At 47.9% G+C, this 19701-nt stretch carries 18 protein-coding genes; 4 read left to right on the top strand and 14 right to left on the bottom strand.

The window, feature by feature from the left end; all coding sequences use genetic code 11:
• Window positions 1–100: 100 nt before the first annotated feature.
• The 4 genes from ACR0QT_RS03275 to citD form a co-directional block, all read right to left on the bottom strand.
• The gene (locus ACR0QT_RS03275) at window positions 101–1405 is read right to left on the bottom strand and encodes a 2-hydroxycarboxylate transporter family protein (protein ID WP_432629470.1); all 1305 of its coding nucleotides are present in this window, start codon (window positions 1403–1405) and stop codon (window positions 101–103) included.
• A 165-nt stretch (window positions 1406–1570) separates the two neighbouring features.
• Window positions 1571–3133 (bottom strand): citrate lyase subunit alpha, encoded by a 1563-nt coding sequence (gene citF / locus ACR0QT_RS03280; RefSeq protein ID WP_432629471.1) that lies wholly within the window; start codon window positions 3131–3133, stop codon window positions 1571–1573.
• A gap of 1 nt (window position 3134) precedes the next feature.
• Window positions 3135–4037, bottom strand: coding sequence for an aldolase/citrate lyase family protein (locus ACR0QT_RS03285; RefSeq protein ID WP_177977126.1), 903 nt, complete (start codon window positions 4035–4037; stop codon window positions 3135–3137).
• Entirely contained in the window at window positions 4034–4333 is a 300-nt protein-coding gene (gene citD, locus ACR0QT_RS03290) for a citrate lyase acyl carrier protein (protein WP_177977127.1), read from the bottom strand. The genes ACR0QT_RS03285 and citD overlap by 4 nt, the downstream gene beginning before the upstream one ends.
• 356 nt (window positions 4334–4689) lie before the next feature.
• On the opposite strand from citD, the gene ACR0QT_RS03295 reads away from it, so the two are divergent.
• A complete protein-coding gene (locus ACR0QT_RS03295; RefSeq protein WP_432629472.1) occupies window positions 4690–5625 on the top strand; it encodes a LysR family transcriptional regulator in 936 nt (311 codons plus the stop codon).
• 175 nt (window positions 5626–5800) lie between these two features.
• On the opposite strand, the gene ACR0QT_RS03300 is transcribed toward ACR0QT_RS03295, so the two are convergent.
• The 4 genes from ACR0QT_RS03300 to ACR0QT_RS03315 all read right to left on the bottom strand — a co-directional run bounded on the left by ACR0QT_RS03300 (window position 5801) and on the right by ACR0QT_RS03315 (window position 10245).
• The gene (locus ACR0QT_RS03300; protein WP_432629473.1) at window positions 5801–7804 is read right to left on the bottom strand and encodes an SH3 domain-containing protein; all 2004 of its coding nucleotides are present in this window, start codon (window positions 7802–7804) and stop codon (window positions 5801–5803) included.
• Between the two features lie 357 nt (window positions 7805–8161).
• Window positions 8162–8707, bottom strand: a complete 546-nt coding sequence (locus ACR0QT_RS03305) for a chromate transporter (RefSeq protein ID WP_432629474.1) — start codon at window positions 8705–8707, stop codon at window positions 8162–8164.
• Window positions 8694–9251: a chromate transporter gene (locus ACR0QT_RS03310; protein WP_432629475.1), complete on the bottom strand. Its 558-nt coding sequence runs from the start codon at window positions 9249–9251 to the stop codon at window positions 8694–8696. The genes ACR0QT_RS03305 and ACR0QT_RS03310 overlap by 14 nt, the downstream gene beginning before the upstream one ends.
• Before the next feature lie 76 nt (window positions 9252–9327).
• Complete coding sequence (locus ACR0QT_RS03315; protein WP_432629476.1) at window positions 9328–10245, bottom strand: AEC family transporter; 918 nt, start codon at window positions 10243–10245, stop codon at window positions 9328–9330.
• A gap of 503 nt (window positions 10246–10748) precedes the next feature.
• On the opposite strand from ACR0QT_RS03315, the gene ACR0QT_RS03320 reads away from it, so the two are divergent.
• A complete protein-coding gene (locus tag ACR0QT_RS03320; protein WP_432629477.1) occupies window positions 10749–11561 on the top strand; it encodes a hypothetical protein in 813 nt (270 codons plus the stop codon).
• 118 nt (window positions 11562–11679) lie between these two features.
• Here ACR0QT_RS03320 and ACR0QT_RS03325 read toward each other — a convergent pair whose 3' ends face one another.
• The 4 genes from ACR0QT_RS03325 to ACR0QT_RS03340 all read right to left on the bottom strand — a co-directional run bounded on the left by ACR0QT_RS03325 (window position 11680) and on the right by ACR0QT_RS03340 (window position 15407).
• Entirely contained in the window at window positions 11680–12327 is a 648-nt protein-coding gene (locus ACR0QT_RS03325) for an AAA family ATPase (RefSeq protein ID WP_432629478.1), read from the bottom strand.
• 82 nt (window positions 12328–12409) lie between these two features.
• Window positions 12410–13207, bottom strand: a complete 798-nt coding sequence (locus ACR0QT_RS03330) for an ABC transporter ATP-binding protein (RefSeq protein WP_432629479.1) — start codon at window positions 13205–13207, stop codon at window positions 12410–12412.
• A gap of 3 nt (window positions 13208–13210) precedes the next feature.
• Window positions 13211–14119: an ABC transporter permease gene (locus ACR0QT_RS03335; RefSeq protein WP_432629480.1), complete on the bottom strand. Its 909-nt coding sequence runs from the start codon at window positions 14117–14119 to the stop codon at window positions 13211–13213.
• A gap of 241 nt (window positions 14120–14360) precedes the next feature.
• On the bottom strand, window positions 14361–15407 hold the full coding sequence (locus ACR0QT_RS03340; protein WP_432629481.1) for an ABC transporter substrate-binding protein: 1047 nt from the start codon (window positions 15405–15407) through the stop codon (window positions 14361–14363).
• 574 nt (window positions 15408–15981) lie between these two features.
• Between ACR0QT_RS03340 and citX the strand changes: the two genes are divergently transcribed.
• On the top strand, window positions 15982–16506 hold the full coding sequence (citX, locus tag ACR0QT_RS03345) for a citrate lyase holo-[acyl-carrier protein] synthase (protein WP_432629482.1): 525 nt from the start codon (window positions 15982–15984) through the stop codon (window positions 16504–16506).
• 356 nt (window positions 16507–16862) lie between these two features.
• Window positions 16863–17843 (top strand): triphosphoribosyl-dephospho-CoA synthase, encoded by a 981-nt coding sequence (locus ACR0QT_RS03350; protein WP_432629483.1) that lies wholly within the window; start codon window positions 16863–16865, stop codon window positions 17841–17843.
• Here ACR0QT_RS03350 and ACR0QT_RS03355 read toward each other — a convergent pair.
• Both ACR0QT_RS03355 and ACR0QT_RS03360 read right to left on the bottom strand, forming a co-directional pair.
• Entirely contained in the window at window positions 17805–18986 is a 1182-nt protein-coding gene (locus tag ACR0QT_RS03355) for an ABC transporter permease (protein WP_432629484.1), read from the bottom strand. The genes ACR0QT_RS03350 and ACR0QT_RS03355 overlap by 39 nt on opposite strands.
• Window positions 18970–19677 (bottom strand): ABC transporter ATP-binding protein, encoded by a 708-nt coding sequence (locus tag ACR0QT_RS03360; RefSeq protein ID WP_432629485.1) that lies wholly within the window; start codon window positions 19675–19677, stop codon window positions 18970–18972. The genes ACR0QT_RS03355 and ACR0QT_RS03360 overlap by 17 nt, the downstream gene beginning before the upstream one ends.
• Window positions 19678–19701: the final 24 nt, after the last annotated feature.

Genomic DNA, 19701 nt, shown 5'->3' on the forward strand with positions numbered 1-19701 from the left:
GATCCTACATATAAACTTAACCTAATGTACATCAAATATCAGACAGATACCGGATATACAATTTCTACCCCTTCGACAGCTTAAATCGATATTATAGTCCTCACCCCAACCACTTTCCAAACAGCACACTTCCAATAATCAGCACAACCGCGCCTCCAAATCTCGAGGAGAACTGTGCATACGCCATCAATCCCATCCTCTTTGACGCGCCAAGTACCGCAAGATCCCCTGCGCCTCCGCGGTTTGCCATGCAAAGTCCTGCCGTGATCGCCGCATCGATCGGAAAGAATCCGACAATCTGTCCCACAATCGCCGATCCAATCGTCGCTCCGAGCACAATCGCAATCGCAATCACCACATTTCTCACCGTCAAAAATTCCAGCATTTCCAGAAAATTCGTATCACTTCCGATTCCAACCATAATCACGAGAACCAGATTTCCTCCGAAGAATGCCTGGAGACGTTTCATTGCGACACAGATATTTTCCGGCACAATGCCAAGTGCTGCCGCAAGCACGACGAACACCACCATATAGGCGAGCGGATGAATCGCAACCCCAAAAATCTTCGGCACAATGACATTCGCAAAAAGTCTTCCGAGCGCACAAAATCCCAGCGTCAAAAAGAATGCTCCGCCGAGATCTCGCGCCGACACGCCGGACTTTTTCTCTTCCTTCACATATCCATTTCCACTGCGCAGAAGCGTCTTTCCATCCCCCGTCCACTCCGGAAGATGTCTGCCGAGATGATTTAAGAGTGCTCCCATAAAGATCGCAAAGACATTCGCAATCGTCAAGATCGTGAGTGCAAACGAATAATATCCGGATGCAGATTCCCCGGTCGCACTCTTGTAGATCTGGCTTAATGGCACGGCTCCCGCTCCATTTCCGCCTCCCATAATCGGAAGCACATAGCGCACCATCGCATCCATCGGTGTCACCCCGTAAAGCAGTCCCGCGGAAATTCCAAGCAGAGATGCTCCGACAATTCCCCCAAAAATCGTCGGCAGGTACCGTGCAAACGAGCGCAAAAGCAGTCTCCGATCAAGCGACAGAATCGAACCTGTCACCAGAAAAATGATGAAAAACGACAGGAAATTGACATCGAGCACAAGAAACTGCATGTTCTCTGCGTACTCCTGCGGAATAATCTTGTACGTAAACAAAATTGCAGATACAAGAAATGCGAGTACCAGACCGCCACCCACATAGCTGTTCCAAATCGGAATCCTCTCTCCGACCTCATTGCAAAGAAATCCGATCGCAAGCATCAGCGCCAGACACCCCGTCATATCCGTCGTCAATGCTCCCGTCCAAGCTGACACAATCACCACGAGCGCCAGCCCACCAGCCAGCCACCACGGCATTCCAAATGTCACGAGTCGCGGTCTCTTCTTTTCCCCCATACGAATCACTCTCCTCCTTTTTGTCATCCCATATATTTTATAATGGATGCAATTACGTTTTTTCTACTGACTATTATAAAAAAAAATCCGGAGACCGTAAAGCCTCCGGATTCCCAAATTGCCTATGTTCGTAATTTTGAACATAAGCAATCTGGCATTTATTTATCAGTCTTTGAATTCGTACTGCTTGATCTCATGTACAACATCCATGATCGTACCATCACGACCCTCGATGATGCCGACTACACGATCGCCAAACTGTACCGGGTCCGGCTCTCCTACGATCGCATATGCCTTATCACGCAGTTCCTCAATCGTGCAGAACGGAAGGTTTACGCCCTTCATGCACTCGATCAGATCCTGACGTCTCGGGTTGATTGCGATACCGTAATCGGTGATGACAACGTCAACGGTCTCACCCGGGGTGGTTACAGTTGTAACGTTGGTGCAGATTGCCGGGATTCTACCCTGAAGAAGCGGTGCGATTACGATGGTGCACTTTGCGCCGGCAGCCGTATCTGGATGTCCGCCCTGTGCTCCGGTGATCATACCGTCAGAACCAACAACTACGTTACAGTTGAAGTTTACATCGACCTCAAGGGAAGCCAGGATAACGAAATCCAGCTTGTTTACATATGCACCCTTGTTGAACGGATCAGCGTACTCAGAAGCAGAGATCTCGATGTGGTTCGGGTTGCTCTTGATGGACTCGATTGCGCCCATATCAAAGTCCTGGGTATCAACGATCTTGTCGATCAGGCCCTTTGCAAGCAAATCACACATCGGGGTGGTGATACCGCCAAGACCAAGTCCCATCTTGATTCCGCGCTCTTCCATGATCTTTCCAAGAGAGATCGTGGATGCGATGGATGCTCCGCCGACACCAGTCTGATAGGAGAATCCGTTCTTGAAGTACGGAGTATTGATTACGAACTGGGTGCAGTAATCAGCCATCATGATCTTACGAACATCGGTGGTTGGCTTTGCAGCGCCGGTTGCGATCTTTGCCGGGTTACCGATCTCATCTACTACACATACATAGTCGACGTTGATCATGGAGATGCTTGCCGGGATGTTCGGGAACGGAACGAGGCAGTCAGTAATTGCGACAACCTTGTCTGCGTACTGTGCGTCTACCATTGCGTAGGACAGGACGCCACAGTCGCTCTTTCCGCCGTTTGCACGCATGTTACCGTACTCATCACAGGTCGGAGCACCGATGAAAGCGATATCGATGCGAACCTCGCCGGACTCGATCGCACGAACACGACCACCGTGAGAACGCATGATTGCTAAATCCTGTAACTTACCAGTGGAAATTGCCTCACCGATCTTACCACGAACACCGGAAGACTGGATGCCAACGATGGTGCCATCCTCGATGTACGGAACGATCGGATCGTTTGCCTTACCAAGAGAGCTTGCGCAGATGGTGATGCCCTTGATTCCCATGTTGTGAATCTCTTCCATTACCATGTTTACGACATAATCTCCCTCACGGAAGTGATGGTGGAAGGAAATGGTCATGCCATCCTTGATTCCGCACTTTACAAGAGCGTCATGGATGTTCTCAACCAGCTTGCTTCTCTTCGGGTCCATCATGGTTCTTGCCTTCGGAGCTGCCTTGGTGTACTCATAGTTATCATATGCATAAGCGCCCTTGAACGGCTCTTTGCCTGTTTTCTTCAGAATCTCTTCCGGGATTTCTCTACCTACTGCATTAATCATCTTACAGATCCCCCTCATATACGCCTGATGCTTTCGCTAATGCGATTGTTCTCTTTGCTCCATCGTAGAAGGCGATATCGATCATCTTGCCGTCTACGGTAAATACGCCGATACCCTTTGCTTTCTTGTCATCAATCTCCTTGACAACCTTCTCTGCAAAGATGATCTCTTTCTGAGTCGGGGTAAATACCTTATGTACCACTGCGATCTGACGCGGGTTGACAAGAGACTTTCCGTCAAAGCCCATCATCTTGATCATCTCACACTCTTTCTCAAATACATCCATCGCATCCAGGTTTGTGAATACGGTATCCCAGCACTGTACACCAGCTGCACGTGCTGCGATGATCATCTGCTGTCTTGCGCCCTGAAGCTCTACACCAGTTCCGGTGATTACAGTCTGAAGATCCTTGGTGTAATCTCCGCCGGACAGTGCGATACCGATCAGACGCTCGGAAGACTTACATACCTCAAGTGCGTTTAAAACGCCCTTACAGGACTCAAGTGCTGCCATCAGCAGGGTGGAACCCTCCGGACGACCAAACTCACGCTCTGCTGCCAGTACATGCTCCTCAACGGTATGTACATCCTGAGCAGTCTCAGTCTTTGCGATACGGATCGTATCAGCTCCGCCTGCTACGCAGACACGGATATCTTCTTTCCAGTGCGGGGTGTCCAGTCCGTTGATACGAACAACACGCTCAACTCCGCGGTAATCAATCTCCTGAAGTGCATGATACAGGGAGTATCTTGCAGCATCTTTCTGGTTCTCTGCAACAGCATCCTCCAGATCCAGCATGATGGAATCCGGCTTATAGATGTAAGGATCTTTGATCAGACCCGGCTTCTGGCAGTTTAAGAACATCATGGAACGTCTCAGTCTTTTTTTATTCGGATGAATCATTTGATTACACCTCCCCACGGAAGATTCTCGGTAATATCATTGGAACGATACACAGCGCACTCCACGCGTGCCTTTAAGGTGCAGTCCAAAGCTCCCTTGTCCACTACGTTTACCTTTGCGTCCTTAACATCCAGACGATCTAAGGTCTCTAAAACGGTCTTGCGGATCTGCTTGCCAAACTGGTGAATTACACTGCTCTCGATGGAAAGTTCAATGCTTCCATTGCCCGGCTCTACGGTTACCTGGGCATCGCTGGACTCAAGAGTACCAGCTACTGCTGCTTTCTTAACTTCCATGTTTTCCTCCTTCATACTGCTGTGTTGGTGTATTGCTTACGAAATGACGTGAGCTTCGTTTTTCGGTTCTTGTCGCCAAATTCTCATTTTCGATCGCCCCGTCAAATTCACTAAAATCAGTGTATCACTTTCCATACATTTGTTCAAATACATATATTCTTATAATAATTATAAGATGTTTCCTATATTTCCCTCTAAAGTATATAGGTAGTCAGCTATTGCTTTTGATTGAAATTTTTTTGACAATGTGGTATCTTAGGGGGAGGAGATTTTTGTTTTTGCAGTCCCAAAACAGAAAGAGAAAACAGAGAAGAGAATTCGACTGCATACTGCACCAAAACAGACAGGAGGGTTTTATGAATATTAAACATGCACATTATATGCTGACCGTTCTGCAGGAAGGAAGCATCACCGCAGCGGCCAAGAAACTTTATATTTCTCAGCCGTCTCTGAGCCAGATGATCAAGCTCGTGGAGACGAATCTCGGAACACCGATTTTCAACCGAAGCACAGACCCGATCACCCTGACTTACGCCGGACAGAAGTACATCGAAGCGGCAAAACAGATCCTCACAATCAACAACAACCTCCAGAAAGAGATCGATGAGATCAACCACGAGGATCACGGCACAATCCGTCTTGGCATCCCGGTTCAGCGTGCGATGCAGGTGCTCCCGCTGATTGTTCCGCCATTTAAGCAGAAATATCCGTTTGTTGACCTTGATATTCAGGAACACGGATCTGCCACCACGGAGTCTCTCGTCCTTGAGGGAAGCATCGACCTTGCCTGTCTGAATACGTATCCGAAACATGAGGAACTGGAATATATTTTTGTAGAACCGGAAGAGCTGGTCCTTCTGACCAGCAAGAATTCTTCGATTGCAAAGCGAATCCCCGCGGGGACTCCAATCGATATTTCAGAAGCAAAGGATGAGACTTTTATCAATATCAAAACCGGACACAGCGTCCGCAACACCCAGGACCGCCTCTTTGTCCAGAAAGACATTCAGCCAAAAATCCTGTTTGAGACGATCAGCATCGAGGTCGCCAAGCGCACTGCGATTGCCTGTGACGCCGTGATGATCTGTCCGGAGAACTACATCGACATGTCACCGGAACTTCTTCCAAACTGTGTCACCTACCCGATCAAGGGAATTGAAAATAACCGCAACTTCTATATCTGTCATCGGAAAGACCGCTACCTCACAAAATACATGCGCGATTTCATCACGATGCTGACAGAAGCAGAGCAGACGTTTACCCGCTCCCAGGAAAAACTGCTGAAAAATTAAATGGATTATCAAACAAAAAAAGGAGTCTTCCCTGACGGAGACTCCATTTTTTATCTATCAAACTGCTGAACTCTTATAAACCGCTAACCTCTTAAACGGTCAGTTTGTGAACCAATCACTTTGACCAATTTTTCTGACCATAAGCGACCGCAACACAAAATTTTTTAAAACTTTTTTACGGAAGGACACGACGAATCGTCTTCGGTGTCCGGTAATTCCACGTGGAAATCTTGATTCCGCTTCTACGGCTTGCCGCATGAACAATCTGACCGTTTCCAATGTACATGGCGACATGGTTTACGGTTCCGCTCTTATTGGCATAAAAGATCAGATCTCCCGGTCTCATCTCGCTCGACTTGATCGATGTACCTGTCTTTGCCTGCTCTCTTGAAGTACGCGGGAGGCTGACTCCTGCCACATTTCTCATCACATATTGTACAAATCCAGAGCAATCCGCTCCCGTGTTCGGGTTCGTTCCTCCCCACACATATCGTCCACCCACAAACTTCAGCGCATAGTTGACGGTCTGCGTCCGCAGGGATGCCTGCTCGTTCGATTTCTCCTCAAGCGGGGAGAACTTGATTGCCTCGGAGAGCGCATAGCGCACATCGACGTTGTTGTCGCGCGTCGAGATGTAAGCGCGGTCGTCCGATCCGCCCTCCTCGCTGTCTCCGCCATCAAGCTCGATCTGCACCCAACCGTCAAGCTGGGAGATGACGTTGTATCTCTCCTCCTTTGAGATCTGTGTCCAGATCTTAGACTCGGTCGACGGCTCTGAGCGGACATTGAGTTTATCGGTGTTGACAATCGCCATCAGTGACGCCGACTCAAGTGCAAGGTCTTTTGCCTCCTGACCGACTGCGACATACTGCGGATCAGCCGAGATGTATCCCGTAATCTGACCGGACTTAATCTTGTACCAGCCGTCAAGTGTCTCAAGAATCTCTCCCGCTGCCCGGCTCGTCATCTTTCCGATCACATTTCCATTTCCCGGGTCTGTCGTCGGCTCTGAGCGGATATTCAAGTAGTTATCTACCTTTGAGATCACGATGTTGTCGTACTGATTGAGCACCATCTCCCTCATATCCATCTTTCGCGCCTCATTGAGTGCATACTTCACGACCACATAGTCTGCGGAAATATAGCCCTCCTTGATCTGCACCCAACCGTCAATCTCATCGATCACCGGATATCGCTCATCCTTAAGTGCCTGTCCGACCACATTTTCATAGCTCGAGGAGTCCGGAGTCGAGCGAATGTTCAAGCTGTCCTCCTCGGTGTTGATGATCGCCATCTTCGTCACATACTCAACCGCCTTCTGCTTTGCCTCCTCACCGGTCAGAATATACTGGCTGTGCACATATCCCTCAACCTCACCGGACGTGATGTGATACCACTCGCCCTCCGTGCCAACGATCTCACACGCACTGTTCTCCTGAAGTTTTCCGATAATGTCTGCATCCTGCCCCGGATTTCTCCGCACATTCAAATAGCCGGAGACCTGCACAAGACCGAGATTCGTGTAAGAATCCACAACCTCCTGCTTCGCCTTCTGCTCTTCCTCTCTCGCCTTTGCCTCTTCCTCTGCCTTGCGGGATTCCTCCTCGGCGCGCGCCTTCTCGTCTGCCGAATCTGCCTGCGCCATTCTTCCCGTCTGAGCAGTCTGCTCGGACTTATCTGAGGACAGATACGAAGCCGTTGCCACTCCTCCGACAAGAACAATCACTGCTCCCGCAGTCAAAGCAAGTTTTCTCCATTTCTGGCGTTCCTGTCTTCTGCGCTTTTCTTCGCGCACCCGCTCTAAAATCTGGGTGTGTCTTCCCGTATCGTGCTCCTCCTCACGGGCACGATCCTCTTCGTTTCTATTCTCTTCGTTTCCGTTATTTTCGGTTTCGTTATCTACGGTTCTGGTTCTGTTGTCTGCGCCTCTGTCGATCTCGCCTTGATCACTCTCGTTTTTGCCGATGTTGCTCTGATCGCTCGCATTTCCGTGATTCGCGTCTCCGTAATCGTCATTTCCGTTCTTCTTCTCAGAAATGTCATCATTCTCATTGCTCACATGATCACGACTGTCCTCGTCATGATTGTTGTTATAATCGTAATTGTTATGATTGAGATTGTCGTAGTCGCTGTTTTCGTCGCGATTACTGCCACCGTCAAACTGATTCTCTTCTGCCATTCCTTTTCTCCTCAACTGGATTGGTTTTTCTTACCATGATTTTGCTTTTTGGGATTTCCTCTATGTTCAGATATCTCCAGATTTTCTTACGTCTCTAAATGTTTCTCCAAATGTTTTTTCTTTAAGAAATCTCTCTTCTTTGAAATCTTCCAAATTTAATCCAAATAAAACTAACTCAGATTCAAACACGCCCATTATAGCATAATCCGTCTCTCTTTACGAGTTGAAGATTTTAAAAAAATGTGAATTTTTTGTTACGGAATATTACAGTAGCCTCTCTTCCAGACCGATTAAACCTTCAAACAATCAGGAATCTAGTCAATTAAGCATTATTTCATCAAGCAAACGTCTAAAAACCTACCCAATCAAAAGTCCGAGAATCGCCGCGAGCAGAATCGTTTTCGGGATCGACCACTTTCGTTTCATCAGGAAATATCCTGCGATCACAGCAATCAGCACGAGATTCCAGGAGATCGAAAAGTTTCTCGTAAGTCCCGTCTCCGGCAAAAACGTCGAGATCGCAAGTGTCACTCCCGCTGCCACCAACATCCCAAGGCTCGCCGGACGCACGCCCCGCATTGCACTCTCCAGCCACGGGTTCCCCTTTAACCGGAAAATGAACTGCGCCGCAAGCAAAGACAGAGTCAGCGACGGCATCATCACACCAAGACTTGCCACCATCGAGCCAAGAAGCCCTGCGGTTCGCAATCCGACAAAGGTCGCACAGTTGATTCCGAGCGATCCCGGCGTCATCTCCGCGACTGCGACGATATCCATGACCTCTGACGGTGTCATCCATCCATAGCGCAGAACCTCATCGTTGATAACCGGAATCATCGTCATTCCGCCAAAACTACAAAATCCAATCTTCATGAAAGAGAGAAACAGTCTAAGATAAATCATCGTTCACCTCTCCTCTCCAAATAAAAAGTCCAACTGCCAGAGCGACTGCGACAATCAGCGCCTTGTTGAAATCCGTGAACACACAGATCAAAAAAGAGATTAGAAGAATCACAAGCGCAGATTTTCCCTTCATTGCCGTATCTTTTAAGCGCAGGGAGGCACTGATGATGATCGGCACTACCACACTGCGAACTCCGTTTAAAATTTTTGCCACATAATAATTGTCTCTCAAAGACGCATAAAAATACGTCACAACTGCAATTGCAATCAATGCCGGAGCCGAGAGCGCAACTGCCGCCGAAATCGCCCCCAGCGTTCCAGCCATCGCATATCCACAGAACACCGACATATTGATGATCATGATTCCCGGGAACGATTTTGCAAGGGACATGTAATCGACGATCTGCTCCTCGCTCATCCAACCTCTCCGGTCCACAAACTCATTCTGCATCTGTGCAATGATGCTCCATCCACCTCCAAATGTGAAGGCACCAATCTTAAACATCGTGATCATAATGATCCCTATCTTCTTTAGTTTGTCCATCTAGCCCCTATCTCCTGTCCCAAAATTCGTTCACTTTTTGTTATCTTTTATCCATTCTTGCAGATCTTGCAGCTAATTAGTTCAGGAAAACACACCAGATCGGAACCGTGATCATCGAGAGAATCGTGGAGAGCACGACACACTTTGTCGCAAAAACTTCATCTTTTCCGTATTTTGATGCCATAACTGCGGTTACGCTTGCAGCGGGCATTCCGGACAGAGTCACAGAGACTCCCGTCACGAGGGCATCGACACCTCCCAGTCTGCATCCCGCAAAGACGAGAAACGGAATAAAGATCAGGCGCACAAAACAGTAGTACAGCGTCGCCTTCTCCAGAAGAGTTTTAAGCGGAACATCGGCAAGGATCGTTCCGACAAGCATCATCGCAAGAAACGTATTCGCACCGGCGACGCTCTTGATCGTCTGTGTCAGAAACAATGGAAGCTGGATCTGTGTAATCATTATGATAAAGCCGATCACAACCGTAACGATGCACGGGTGTGTCGCCACTTTCTTCACGAGGGTCTTCTTGTCCGGTGCCTCTGTAAAATAAGTCAGTCCGACCGACCACATGAAAACTCGTTGCGGGATCACATAGATCGAAGCGTACAAGAGTCCCAGTCCCCCAAAGATTCCCTCCGCAATCGGATTGCCGAGAATTCCCGCATTCGAGCAGATTGTCGCATACTGGAGAACCTTCTTGCGGTCATCTGAAAATCCCGGATACAGCACCATTCCAAGAAAATAGCTTCCCACCTGAATCAAAACCGCCACCACTGTAATCACCATACAGCTGATCAGAATCTGGTGGTTAAACTCCATCTGAAACGACTTGAGAATCGATGCCGGAAGCGTCACATTGATGACTAAATCCGTCAGAAGTTCCTTTCCTCCGTTCTTAATCATCCCCCTTTTCTTTAAGATCAGACCAAGAATCATAATCAAAAACAGCATTCCCTGCATCGCAAACAGTCCCGAAAAATCAAGATCCATGTTTCTCTTTCCTCCTCTTTTTACCTTTCTCCTTCTACCTTTTTCTTCTTACCCTTCTCTTTCTGCTTTCCTTTTCACGTTCTTTTTCCGCAATCTCCCATCTTCGTCTTTTTCGCGGTTTCCGCCATTTTTCTCTGCTCCGGCGGTTTGATCGCTTCAATCCCTTGTCATAATCTTTTTTTACATAGCATCCAGAGAATGACAAAAATTTACCTATTTTTATCATAATATGTTTTTTTCTGTCCGTCAAATACCCATTATCAATGTCAGATATAACTCAGAATGGATATCTATCCCCCTTTTTTTCCTACATTCTCTGAAAATTTAGGAAAACTTTCATACTTCCTAATAAAATTTAATAAAAAATCAATAGCATTTTCGCGTCCAATGTAGTAAACTCAGAAGCATCCGAAAGGAAATTTTTCAAAAAAACTTTTCAAAGAAGCTTTTCAAGAACTGAGAAACTGAAAAACCGAAAAAAGTTGAAAAAGAGGAGAATTGTTATGAAGAAAAAATTATTATTTGTAGCTGTTGCTGTTATGGCGATCGGTATGACCGCATGCTCCAAGAAGCAGGATACCCCGGAGACGACAACTGCCGTAGAGACCACCACTGAGGCTGAGACCACAGAAGCTGAGACCGAGGACATCGATGAGGATTCCATCAACGGTGAGATCACCAAGATCGATGGCGACATTCTGACCGTCAAGAACATTGATGATGACACAGAGAAGAATTACGACACTTCCAAGGCTGAGATTACTAAAGATTTCCCGTTCGCAGTTGGCGATCAGGTAGAGGTTGTATTCCCGGAGGGTTCTGAGGAAGATCCGGTTCCGGCACTCGCTGTTACTGTTACCGAGTCCGCAACTGAGGCTGACACCGATTCCGATCCGACCGTAGAGGGTAAGGTTGTCGATGCAGCTAACGCAACCCTGACACTTGAGGTTGACGGCGAGCAGTACAACATGAACAAGGCAAACGCCTACGTTGTTGCAAAGAACGGCATCACTGTTGACAAGAATGCAAAGGTTACCTACCTTGGCGACCTCGATGACGAGCCGATGGCAGTCAAGATTGTCATGGAAGATTCCTACGATACCCCGGAGGCAGAGCTGAATGTCTTCACCGGAAAAGTTGCTCAGGTCGGCGAGGATGGAAAGAGCATCGTTCTCGAGGCAGACGGCGGTGACTTCTTCACCTTCGTTTCTGACAGCTTAAGCTTTGACGATTACAAGGATGGCGATACCGTAAAGGTTACTTACCAGGGTTCGATCGGAGCAAAGGAGATCCCGGCTCTCGAGATCGAGAAATAATTCAAAAAAGAATTATCTTTTCTTGAATAAACTTGAATAAAGATTGTCTTTCCCTGAACATAACAAGAATCCCCCGCCAGCATAAACTGGCAGGGGATTCTTTTATCGCTTAGACCTCTTAGACCTCATATCCGATCATTCTCAAATATGTCTTAATCAAATCCACAATCTGGTCAAGGTCAAGCTTGCTCGCATTGATCGGCAGATCATAGTTTGTCATATCTTCCCACTCTCTTCCAGTGAAGTAGCGGTGATATTCCCGGCGCTGTTTCGTGATCCGGTTCAGCTTGTCGAGTGCTTCCTTCGTGTCAAGAATTCCATCGACCTCCATCGTCCGGCGCACACAGGTCGGCGTGTCTGCATACACAAAGATCTTTACGAGATCTTCCTTGCCCGCACTCTCGAGAATATAGTCTGCACACCGTCCGATGATCACGCACGACTCGTGATCGGCAAGCTCACGGATAACTTCAGACTGGAATCGGAAAAGATTCTCCGGCGAAGTCACATCTCCATCAATCTTCGGATGACCAAGAGCCAGCTTTCTTCCCATTCCACCGACAATCTTGCGGAGCACATTGTTGCCCGCTTTCTCATCTGCCAGACGGAAATACTGTTCGCCGACAGCACTCTTCTCCGCCGTCATACTCAAAATCTCATCGTCGTAGTAGGAAACCCCAAGTTCCTCTGCAAGACGTTTGCCGACAATGCGACCTCCACTTCCGTACTGACGTTCAATTGTGATCACCAGTTTGTTCTTATCCATAAAAACGCCTCCTCCAATCCAAAGCACCACGGAATCTTCTGTTTCTCATTTTTCCGATCCCTGCACTCCAGAAATTTAATTTTTATTTTGCAAGCATCATGCGGTCATTTGCAAACTGCTCTCCGCTCGCTTCCTCAAACTTGTGAAGCAGGTCATCGACAGTCAATTTTTTCTTTTCTTCGCCCTCAACATCATAGATGACATTTCCCTCATGCATCATGATCAGACGATTGCCGAGCTGAATCGCATCTCTCATATTGTGCGTGATCATCAGCGTCGTAAGATTCTGCTCTGCGACGATCTCTGCAGTCAGATCGAGCACCTTCTTCGCCGTTTTCGGGTCGAGCGCTGCGGTATGTTCATCGAGAAGCAGAAGTTTCGGGCGCTGAAGCGTCGCCATCAAAAGTGTCAATGCCTGTCTCTGACCGCCTGAGAGCAGTCCAACCTTCGAGGTCATGCGATCTTCAAGTCCAAGTCCCAAGCGCTTGAGAAGGTCCTGATAAAGTTTTCTCTCGCTGTTCTTGATCCCGGGCTTGAGTGTCCGTCTCCCGCCCCTGCGAAGCGCCAGGGCAAGATTTTCCTCGATTCCCATCGTTCCTGCGGTTCCATTCATCGGATCCTGAAATACGCGTCCCAAAAACTTCGCTCTCTTGTACTCCGGAAGTTTCGTGACATCCTTCTCGTCAATCAGAATCTTTCCGGAATCGATCGGCCAAACGCCTGCGATTGCATTCAAGAGTGTTGATTTTCCAGCTCCGTTTCCTCCGATCACCGTCACAAAGTCCCCGTCCTTGAGCGTCAGACTCAAGCCCCGAAGTGCCTTTTTCTCATTCACCGTCCCGCGGTTAAATGTCTTTGAAATCTCTCTGATCTCCAGCATGCCTTATCTTCCCCCTTTACTAAAATTGGAAAAATAACGGCTCTTCCATGTCGGAATTGCAAGGAATACGGCAACGACTACCGCAGAGAGCAATTTCAGAAGATCCGTGTCAATACCCATCCAGATTACGAGCTGAAGCACCAGATAATAGATGATCGATCCGAGTGCCACGCCCACAAGGCGGAATCCAAAATTGTGAAAGACCCGTCCAAAGACAGCCTCACCGATGATGACAGCTGCAAGACCGATGACAATCGCGCCTCGTCCCATATTGATATCGGCAAATCCCTGATACTGGGAGAGCAGAGAGCCGGAAAGAGCGACGAGACCATTCGAGAGCATCAGACCGAGGACTCTAGCAAAATCGGTGTTGATTCCCTGTGCCCGCGCCATCTTCTCATTGCATCCGGTTGCGCGCAGAGAGCATCCAAGCTCCGTTCCGAAGAACCAGTACAACAGCACAACAAGAAGAAGAATCGCCACAGCCACAATCAGAATCGTGTTGCGATAAAGTGCGACCCCGCGGATAAAACGCAGGGAGACGAGAAGCTGATACTTGTCAACATTGATCGCCTGATTCGCTTTTCCCATCACTTTTAAGTTGATCGAATACAGACCAAGCTGTGTCAGAATTCCTGCAAGGATCGCCGGGATTCCCATAAATGTATTAAAAATTCCTGTCACCAATCCAGCCATCATTCCGGCCAGAAATGCACATGCCATCGATACCCAGACATTGTGTCCCGTCAGCATCATCATGATGCAGACTGCACCGCCCGTTCCCAGAGAGCCATCGACCGTCAGATCCGCAATATCCAGAATCCGAAACGTGAGATACACACCGATCGCCATGATTCCCCAGATAAGTCCCTGTGCTACTGCTCCAGGCAGAGCATTGATCAAACTTATCATATTTTTCCTCCAGCGTAACCGCTCAGACACAGAAAGACTGCCGATGACAGTCTTTCTGCTCTTCTCTATTCTACAATATTTTCACAGAACCTTCAATCAAATTTTAGAACAAATTCGATCATTTTTTGCATAATTTTCTTTTCTGTCAGATTTTTTATGCTATTTTGCTTTTTTCTCATTCCGTTCCATTTCTGTCACCGGAATGAACCTCTGTTCCATCTTTTCTCGATTTCTCTCGATCTTATTCCTCAATTGCAACGTAATCATCCGGAACTTCAATGCCGAGCTGATCGCAGATCGTCTTATTGTACTTCTTTGTGAACTGCGGTGCATACTCGATCGGCATCTCGGAGATGTCAGACTCACCAGTCAGAACCTTTACTGCCATCTTTCCGGTGGCAACACCGAGGTCATAGTAGCTGATTGACAGGGTTGCAACGCCACAGCCCTTGCAGATGCCCTCCTCACCTGCGACAACCGGAACGCCTGCCGGCTGGCAGATGTTGTTGATGATCTCCGTGTTTGCTGCTGCGGTGTTATCCGTCGGAACATAGATTACATCGCTCTCAGAAACTGCCTTTGTCGTGATCGTGGAAATATCGTTGGAATCGGAGAATGCATAGTACTCACAGGTGTAACCGAGTTTTTCAAGCTCTTCCTTCACCGTATCCACCTGATACTGGGAGTTCGGCTCTGCGGAACAGTAGAGAAGACCAACCGTCTTCTTGTCCGGGAAGAGTTCCTTAATCATTCCTGCCTGCTCATTAAGCGGTGCCAAGTCTGCGGTTCCGGAAATATTTCCGCCAACCGTTCCATTGAAATCATCGATTCCGAGTGCCACTCCGTACTCTGTTACAGAAGTGCCGAGAATCGGGATATCCTTCGTTCCTGCCTGAGCCGCCTGAAGAGCTGCCGTCGCATTCGCAAGGATCAGATCTACATTCTCGGAGACGAAGCTGTTGATGATCGTGGAACAGGTATTGGAGTCTCCCTGCGCATTCTGCTCATCAAATTTTACGGCGTCACCGAGCTCCTCGGTCAGTGCATCCTTGAATCCCTGAGTTGCCGCATCCAGAGCATTGTGCTGAACGAGCTGACAGATTCCCACAAGATACGTCTGTCCGTCCGCACTCTTCTCTCCCTCGGTCGCTGAGGAGTCTGCCACACTGCTGTCCGCTTTTGCCGTCTCTGCCGTCGTCGCAGATGCTCCGCTTCCACCACATGCGGTCATGGAAAGTGCCATGATTCCTGCCATTGTCGCAGATAAGATTCTCATTGTTTTTTTCATAATTCTCTCCCTCTCTTTTCTCTCAGAAAGTTTCATGGATGCCTCAATTCTCTGCCTCGTCCCTCATGAACTTTTTTCATCATACTACACTTTTTTCACAGCGTCAATTTTATTACTTTAAATTTATGTGATTTTAAAGTAATAAAGTGAAAACCGCAAAAAAAGAAGCAAACATGGAGCAAAAAAGAATCAAAAAATAAGAATTAAGAAAAAGAGCAGGCGAATCATAGAAGAAAATTTTCTCATGAATAGGAAAACCTTTATAGGGTTCATAACAGATTAAGTATTTGCTTTTTTCGTGATTTTCTACTATACTTAGACTCGTAAAGCACTTACCTGTACTCTAAATTCACAATAAAACTCTCTTTCCTGGCGAATGAATTTTCCAATCCGATTTACTGCCAACCGATCGTGATAATCAACCTTTTTCATTCGTAAGCAGAGTTTTATTGGGATTTGGAGCAATAAGCGGGAATTCTTCGTTTTTATATCTCTAATTTATATCTTTATAATAATTTATAGAATAAATGAAAAATCAATCGAATTATTCTCGAACATGGAGGAACCTCTCACGATGAACAACGACAACTCAGTTGCACTTTTAGAAATGCTCAATGCGAGAGAGATGCGTAGCGTTTTGCAGAAACAGCTTCTTCAGCAGTACCGGAAACCTTTGATCTGTCTGACACTCAACATTCCCGGTCCTGTCAAACTTCTTCCCGGCGTACCGGAAGCTTTTGCAGAGGGATGCCGAAGAATTGAGGAGACGCTTCAAGAGCATCTTATTTTAATCAGCAATTTCCGCACCGTAAAAGAGAAGACCGGATACGAGGCATTTTACAGCGTCGACGCTTCTCCCGAATATGTGAAAGAACTGATGATTACTTTGGAAGATCAGGACGCCCTCGGGCGACTTTTTGATATTGATGTATTAAATGTGGACGGCACCAAGATCTCCCGCGAGGAACTCGGTCAGCCAGCACGCAGATGTCTGATCTGTGACGAACCGGCGCACGCATGTAGCCGTAGCCGTAAACACACGGTTGAGGAACTCACTGCAAAAGTCGGTGAGATTTTAAAACCGTTTACAAGCTGTTAATCGATCCGTCGCAGAAAGAGAAACTTAGAAACCAACTTAGAACCTTGCAAACAAAAAGAATCTAAGAAGAAAAATTACAAAAAGAAATAGCACACCGCAAATACGGGGACATCAGAAAACAGTATGCAGACTGCGCTGTTCTCTGGTGTCTCCTTTTCTTTTTGTTCTTAGATTTCTCTCTTTGATTGCTATGATTAAATTGTATTTATTATAAATAAAAAGTTTCGTATGATTTATTATCTAATTTATTATCGTCGGCGTTTTTCGCCAGAAATGAGGTGTCCATGTACCAGAAAACCAGTCCAGATCAAAAAACAAAAACAGATTTCACAAAAGAATTAGAAACCGGAATAAGCATGGAAAACTTGATCGAGACCTTCTCCAAACTCTGCCACCGCGCACTGATGGCGGAGGTCTCTGCGACCCCAAAGCCGGGTCTCGTCGACCGTCACGACAGCGGAGCACACTCCGATATGGATTTTGATACGTTCTCAGCAAGCTCTGACGCGATCGCTCCATGGATCACAAAAATGTTTGAGACCGGACTCTTCTGGCAGGCGGATACTGACGGCAGAGGGCTTTTCTCTGCGATTCGCCCGCTCGGCGTAAAGGCGGAGAAGGCGATGTTTGACGCGACAAACGGGATCAACACGCACAAGGGCATGATTTTCTCAATGGGAATCGTCTCTGCAATCGCCGGCTTTCTCTTTTCGCAGACACACAGCTTTAACGCCGAAGCGATTCTTGAAACTTCCGGTCTCCTCTGTCGCGATCTGATCGAAAAGGATTTTCAAAAAATGGACAAAAAAAATCCCCGCACACACGGGGAAATTCTCTATGTCCGTTTCGGTATAAAGGGAATCCGCGGGGAGGTCGCAGATGGTTTTCCCTCGATTCGAGAGATTGCTCTCCCGGCTCTGCGCCATTTCTCCGATCCAAGTCTTGCAGAGCAGGCAAGAGAGGCCTTTGTGGAAGTCTGCGACAGCGCCGATTCTTCTGAGAATTTCGATCTGCTCAAGAATGCCTCCCGTCTGAACACGCTTCTCTCGCTGATGGCCGAAGTCGACGACACGAATGTCCTGATCCGAACGAGTCCCGAGATGCTCGTCTATGAGAAGGATTGCGCAAAGCGTATCCTCGACCTTGGCGGAGCCTTTACAAAGCAGGGGCTTTTGGAACTCTCGCTTCTCAACGAAGAGTTCATCCGCCTCCATTTAAGTCCGGGTGGCTGTGCCGACCTTCTCGCCGTCACGATCCTGCTCCACGACTTAGAAAACCTTGATTTGGAAAACCAAGCTCTACTCACTTCGGAGCGCATCGATCGGGTTGAGCTTTGATGCACGGCTCGCCGGCATATATCCAAATAACAGTCCGATTCCGACAGAAACCGCAAACGATACCGCAATCGCGGAGAATGTCGGGGTCGACTGGAAGGTCGTGTTGAACTTATTGATCAGGAAGATCACTCCACAGCCGATCACAATTCCAATCACCCCTCCGATCGAGCTCGTCACCGCTGCCTCAATCACAAACTGTTGCAAGATCACGCTTCTTCGCGCACCGAGCGCTTTTCGGATACCAATCTCACGCGTTCTCTCAGTGACGGACACGAGCATGATGTTCATGACTCCGACACCTGCCACGAGAAGGGAGATTCCCGCAATTCCACCAAGACCGACTGAAGCCGTCGTCACAAGCGAATTGATCTCATCGAGCATGTCACTCGTCGCCTCGACTGTGTACAGGTCCTCGTTTTTCATCTTCTCATAGAGGAAATTCTTGAGTGCTGTCTTGCACTCGGATACCTTGTCGAGGTCGTTGACCGTGATAATGTAGTTGTTGACATAGGCGTTTCTCGCCAGCTTCGTCGCGCAGGTGTAGGGAATCCAGACAAAATCATCCGTTCCACCCTCACTCAATTCTTCCTTATTCTGCTGTTCGATGACACCGACAATCGTGAATGCCGTTCCGTTGATCTTGATCGTCTCTCCACAAGCTTTCTCCGCGCCTCCGTAAAGCTCGTTTGCCACATAAGTTCCGATCACACAGACCTTATGGCGCGCTGACATATCGATGTACTGAAGACCACGTCCATATTCAAGATCCCAGTCCTTGATCTCCTGGTAGTCCTCGCTGACACCGGTGATACTCGTCGAGTCAAGTGAATCATTTCCATTTTTTGCGACACCGCGAATTGAGATCGTCGGCGTCATGCTTCCAAATAAATCTGTATTTTCATCGTAAAACTCATACATCTCATCCACGCTGACGTTTCGTGACGGCAGATTGATGATGTTGAGTGTAATCTGATCGACACCGAGGCTTGCAAAACTATCCGTCATGTAGGAGAGATACCCGCTGACGACGCTGACGAGAATGATCACGGCAGACACACCGATGATGATTCCAAGCATTGTCAAAAACGAACGCATTTTGTTGCCCCAGATACTCTTAATCGCCAGCTTAAATGATTGCTGCATAGTCTTCCACGTCTCCGTCAAAATTAATTTTTCCATCCATAATCCGCACCACGCGCTTCGCCTCGACTGCGATGGAATTATCATGGGTAATCATTACAATCGTGTTTCCCTCCTCGTGAAGCTCCTTGAGGAAGTTGAGCACATCCCGGCTCGTTCTCGAGTCGAGTGCTCCGGTCGGCTCATCCGCGAGAATCAGTGACGGATCGCCCGCAAGCGCTCTCGCAATTGAGACTCGCTGTTGCTGACCTCCGGAGAGCTGTTTGGGAAGGTTTCGCCATTTTTCTGCAAGTCCGACTCGCTCAAGCTGGCGCATCGCCCTCTCCTTTCGCTCCTCCTTCGGCACTTTCGCGTAAAGCAGAGGAAGTTCCACATTTTCGAGAAGATTTGATTTCGGGAGCAGGTTGTACTGCTGGAAAATAAACCCGATCATCCGGTTTCGGATATCCGCGAGCTGGTCATCGCTCATCTGTGCGACGTCCTCCCCGCCGAGCCGGTAACTTCCGGAAGTCGGGACATCGAGCGCGCCGATGATGTTCATCAGCGTCGACTTTCCGCTTCCGGACTTTCCGACAATCGCGACGAACTCGCCCCGGTTGATCGTCAGGGAGATCCCGTCATTTGCCCGCACCTCCTCAGATCCCATCTGATAGATCTTGTAGATGTCTTTCAACTCAATCAATGGCTCTCCCATCGCTCTCTTCTTCCTCCCTCTTTC

It is taken from the genome of Brotaphodocola sp. (assembly GCF_050873365.1).
GTDB lineage: Bacteria > Bacillota > Clostridia > Lachnospirales > Lachnospiraceae > Brotaphodocola.

Coding starts and splice junctions, on each gene's coding strand:
- ACR0QT_RS03275 (WP_432629470.1), bottom strand. CDS start 1,405: ATGGGGGAAAAGAAGAGACCGCGACTCGTGACATTTGGAATGCCGTGG.
- citF (WP_432629471.1), bottom strand. CDS start 3,133: ATGATTAATGCAGTAGGTAGAGAAATCCCGGAAGAGATTCTGAAGAAA.
- ACR0QT_RS03285 (WP_177977126.1), bottom strand. CDS start 4,037: ATGATTCATCCGAATAAAAAAAGACTGAGACGTTCCATGATGTTCTTA.
- citD (WP_177977127.1), bottom strand. CDS start 4,333: ATGGAAGTTAAGAAAGCAGCAGTAGCTGGTACTCTTGAGTCCAGCGAT.
- ACR0QT_RS03295 (WP_432629472.1), top strand. CDS start 4,690: ATGAATATTAAACATGCACATTATATGCTGACCGTTCTGCAGGAAGGA.
- ACR0QT_RS03300 (WP_432629473.1), bottom strand. CDS start 7,804: ATGGCAGAAGAGAATCAGTTTGACGGTGGCAGTAATCGCGACGAAAAC.
- ACR0QT_RS03305 (WP_432629474.1), bottom strand. CDS start 8,707: ATGATTTATCTTAGACTGTTTCTCTCTTTCATGAAGATTGGATTTTGT.
- ACR0QT_RS03310 (WP_432629475.1), bottom strand. CDS start 9,251: ATGGACAAACTAAAGAAGATAGGGATCATTATGATCACGATGTTTAAG.
- ACR0QT_RS03315 (WP_432629476.1), bottom strand. CDS start 10,245: ATGGATCTTGATTTTTCGGGACTGTTTGCGATGCAGGGAATGCTGTTT.
- ACR0QT_RS03320 (WP_432629477.1), top strand. CDS start 10,749: ATGAAGAAAAAATTATTATTTGTAGCTGTTGCTGTTATGGCGATCGGT.
- ACR0QT_RS03325 (WP_432629478.1), bottom strand. CDS start 12,327: ATGGATAAGAACAAACTGGTGATCACAATTGAACGTCAGTACGGAAGT.
- ACR0QT_RS03330 (WP_432629479.1), bottom strand. CDS start 13,207: ATGCTGGAGATCAGAGAGATTTCAAAGACATTTAACCGCGGGACGGTG.
- ACR0QT_RS03335 (WP_432629480.1), bottom strand. CDS start 14,119: ATGATAAGTTTGATCAATGCTCTGCCTGGAGCAGTAGCACAGGGACTT.
- ACR0QT_RS03340 (WP_432629481.1), bottom strand. CDS start 15,407: ATGAAAAAAACAATGAGAATCTTATCTGCGACAATGGCAGGAATCATG.
- citX (WP_432629482.1), top strand. CDS start 15,982: ATGAACAACGACAACTCAGTTGCACTTTTAGAAATGCTCAATGCGAGA.
- ACR0QT_RS03350 (WP_432629483.1), top strand. CDS start 16,863: ATGGAAAACTTGATCGAGACCTTCTCCAAACTCTGCCACCGCGCACTG.
- ACR0QT_RS03355 (WP_432629484.1), bottom strand. CDS start 18,986: ATGCAGCAATCATTTAAGCTGGCGATTAAGAGTATCTGGGGCAACAAA.
- ACR0QT_RS03360 (WP_432629485.1), bottom strand. CDS start 19,677: ATGGGAGAGCCATTGATTGAGTTGAAAGACATCTACAAGATCTATCAG.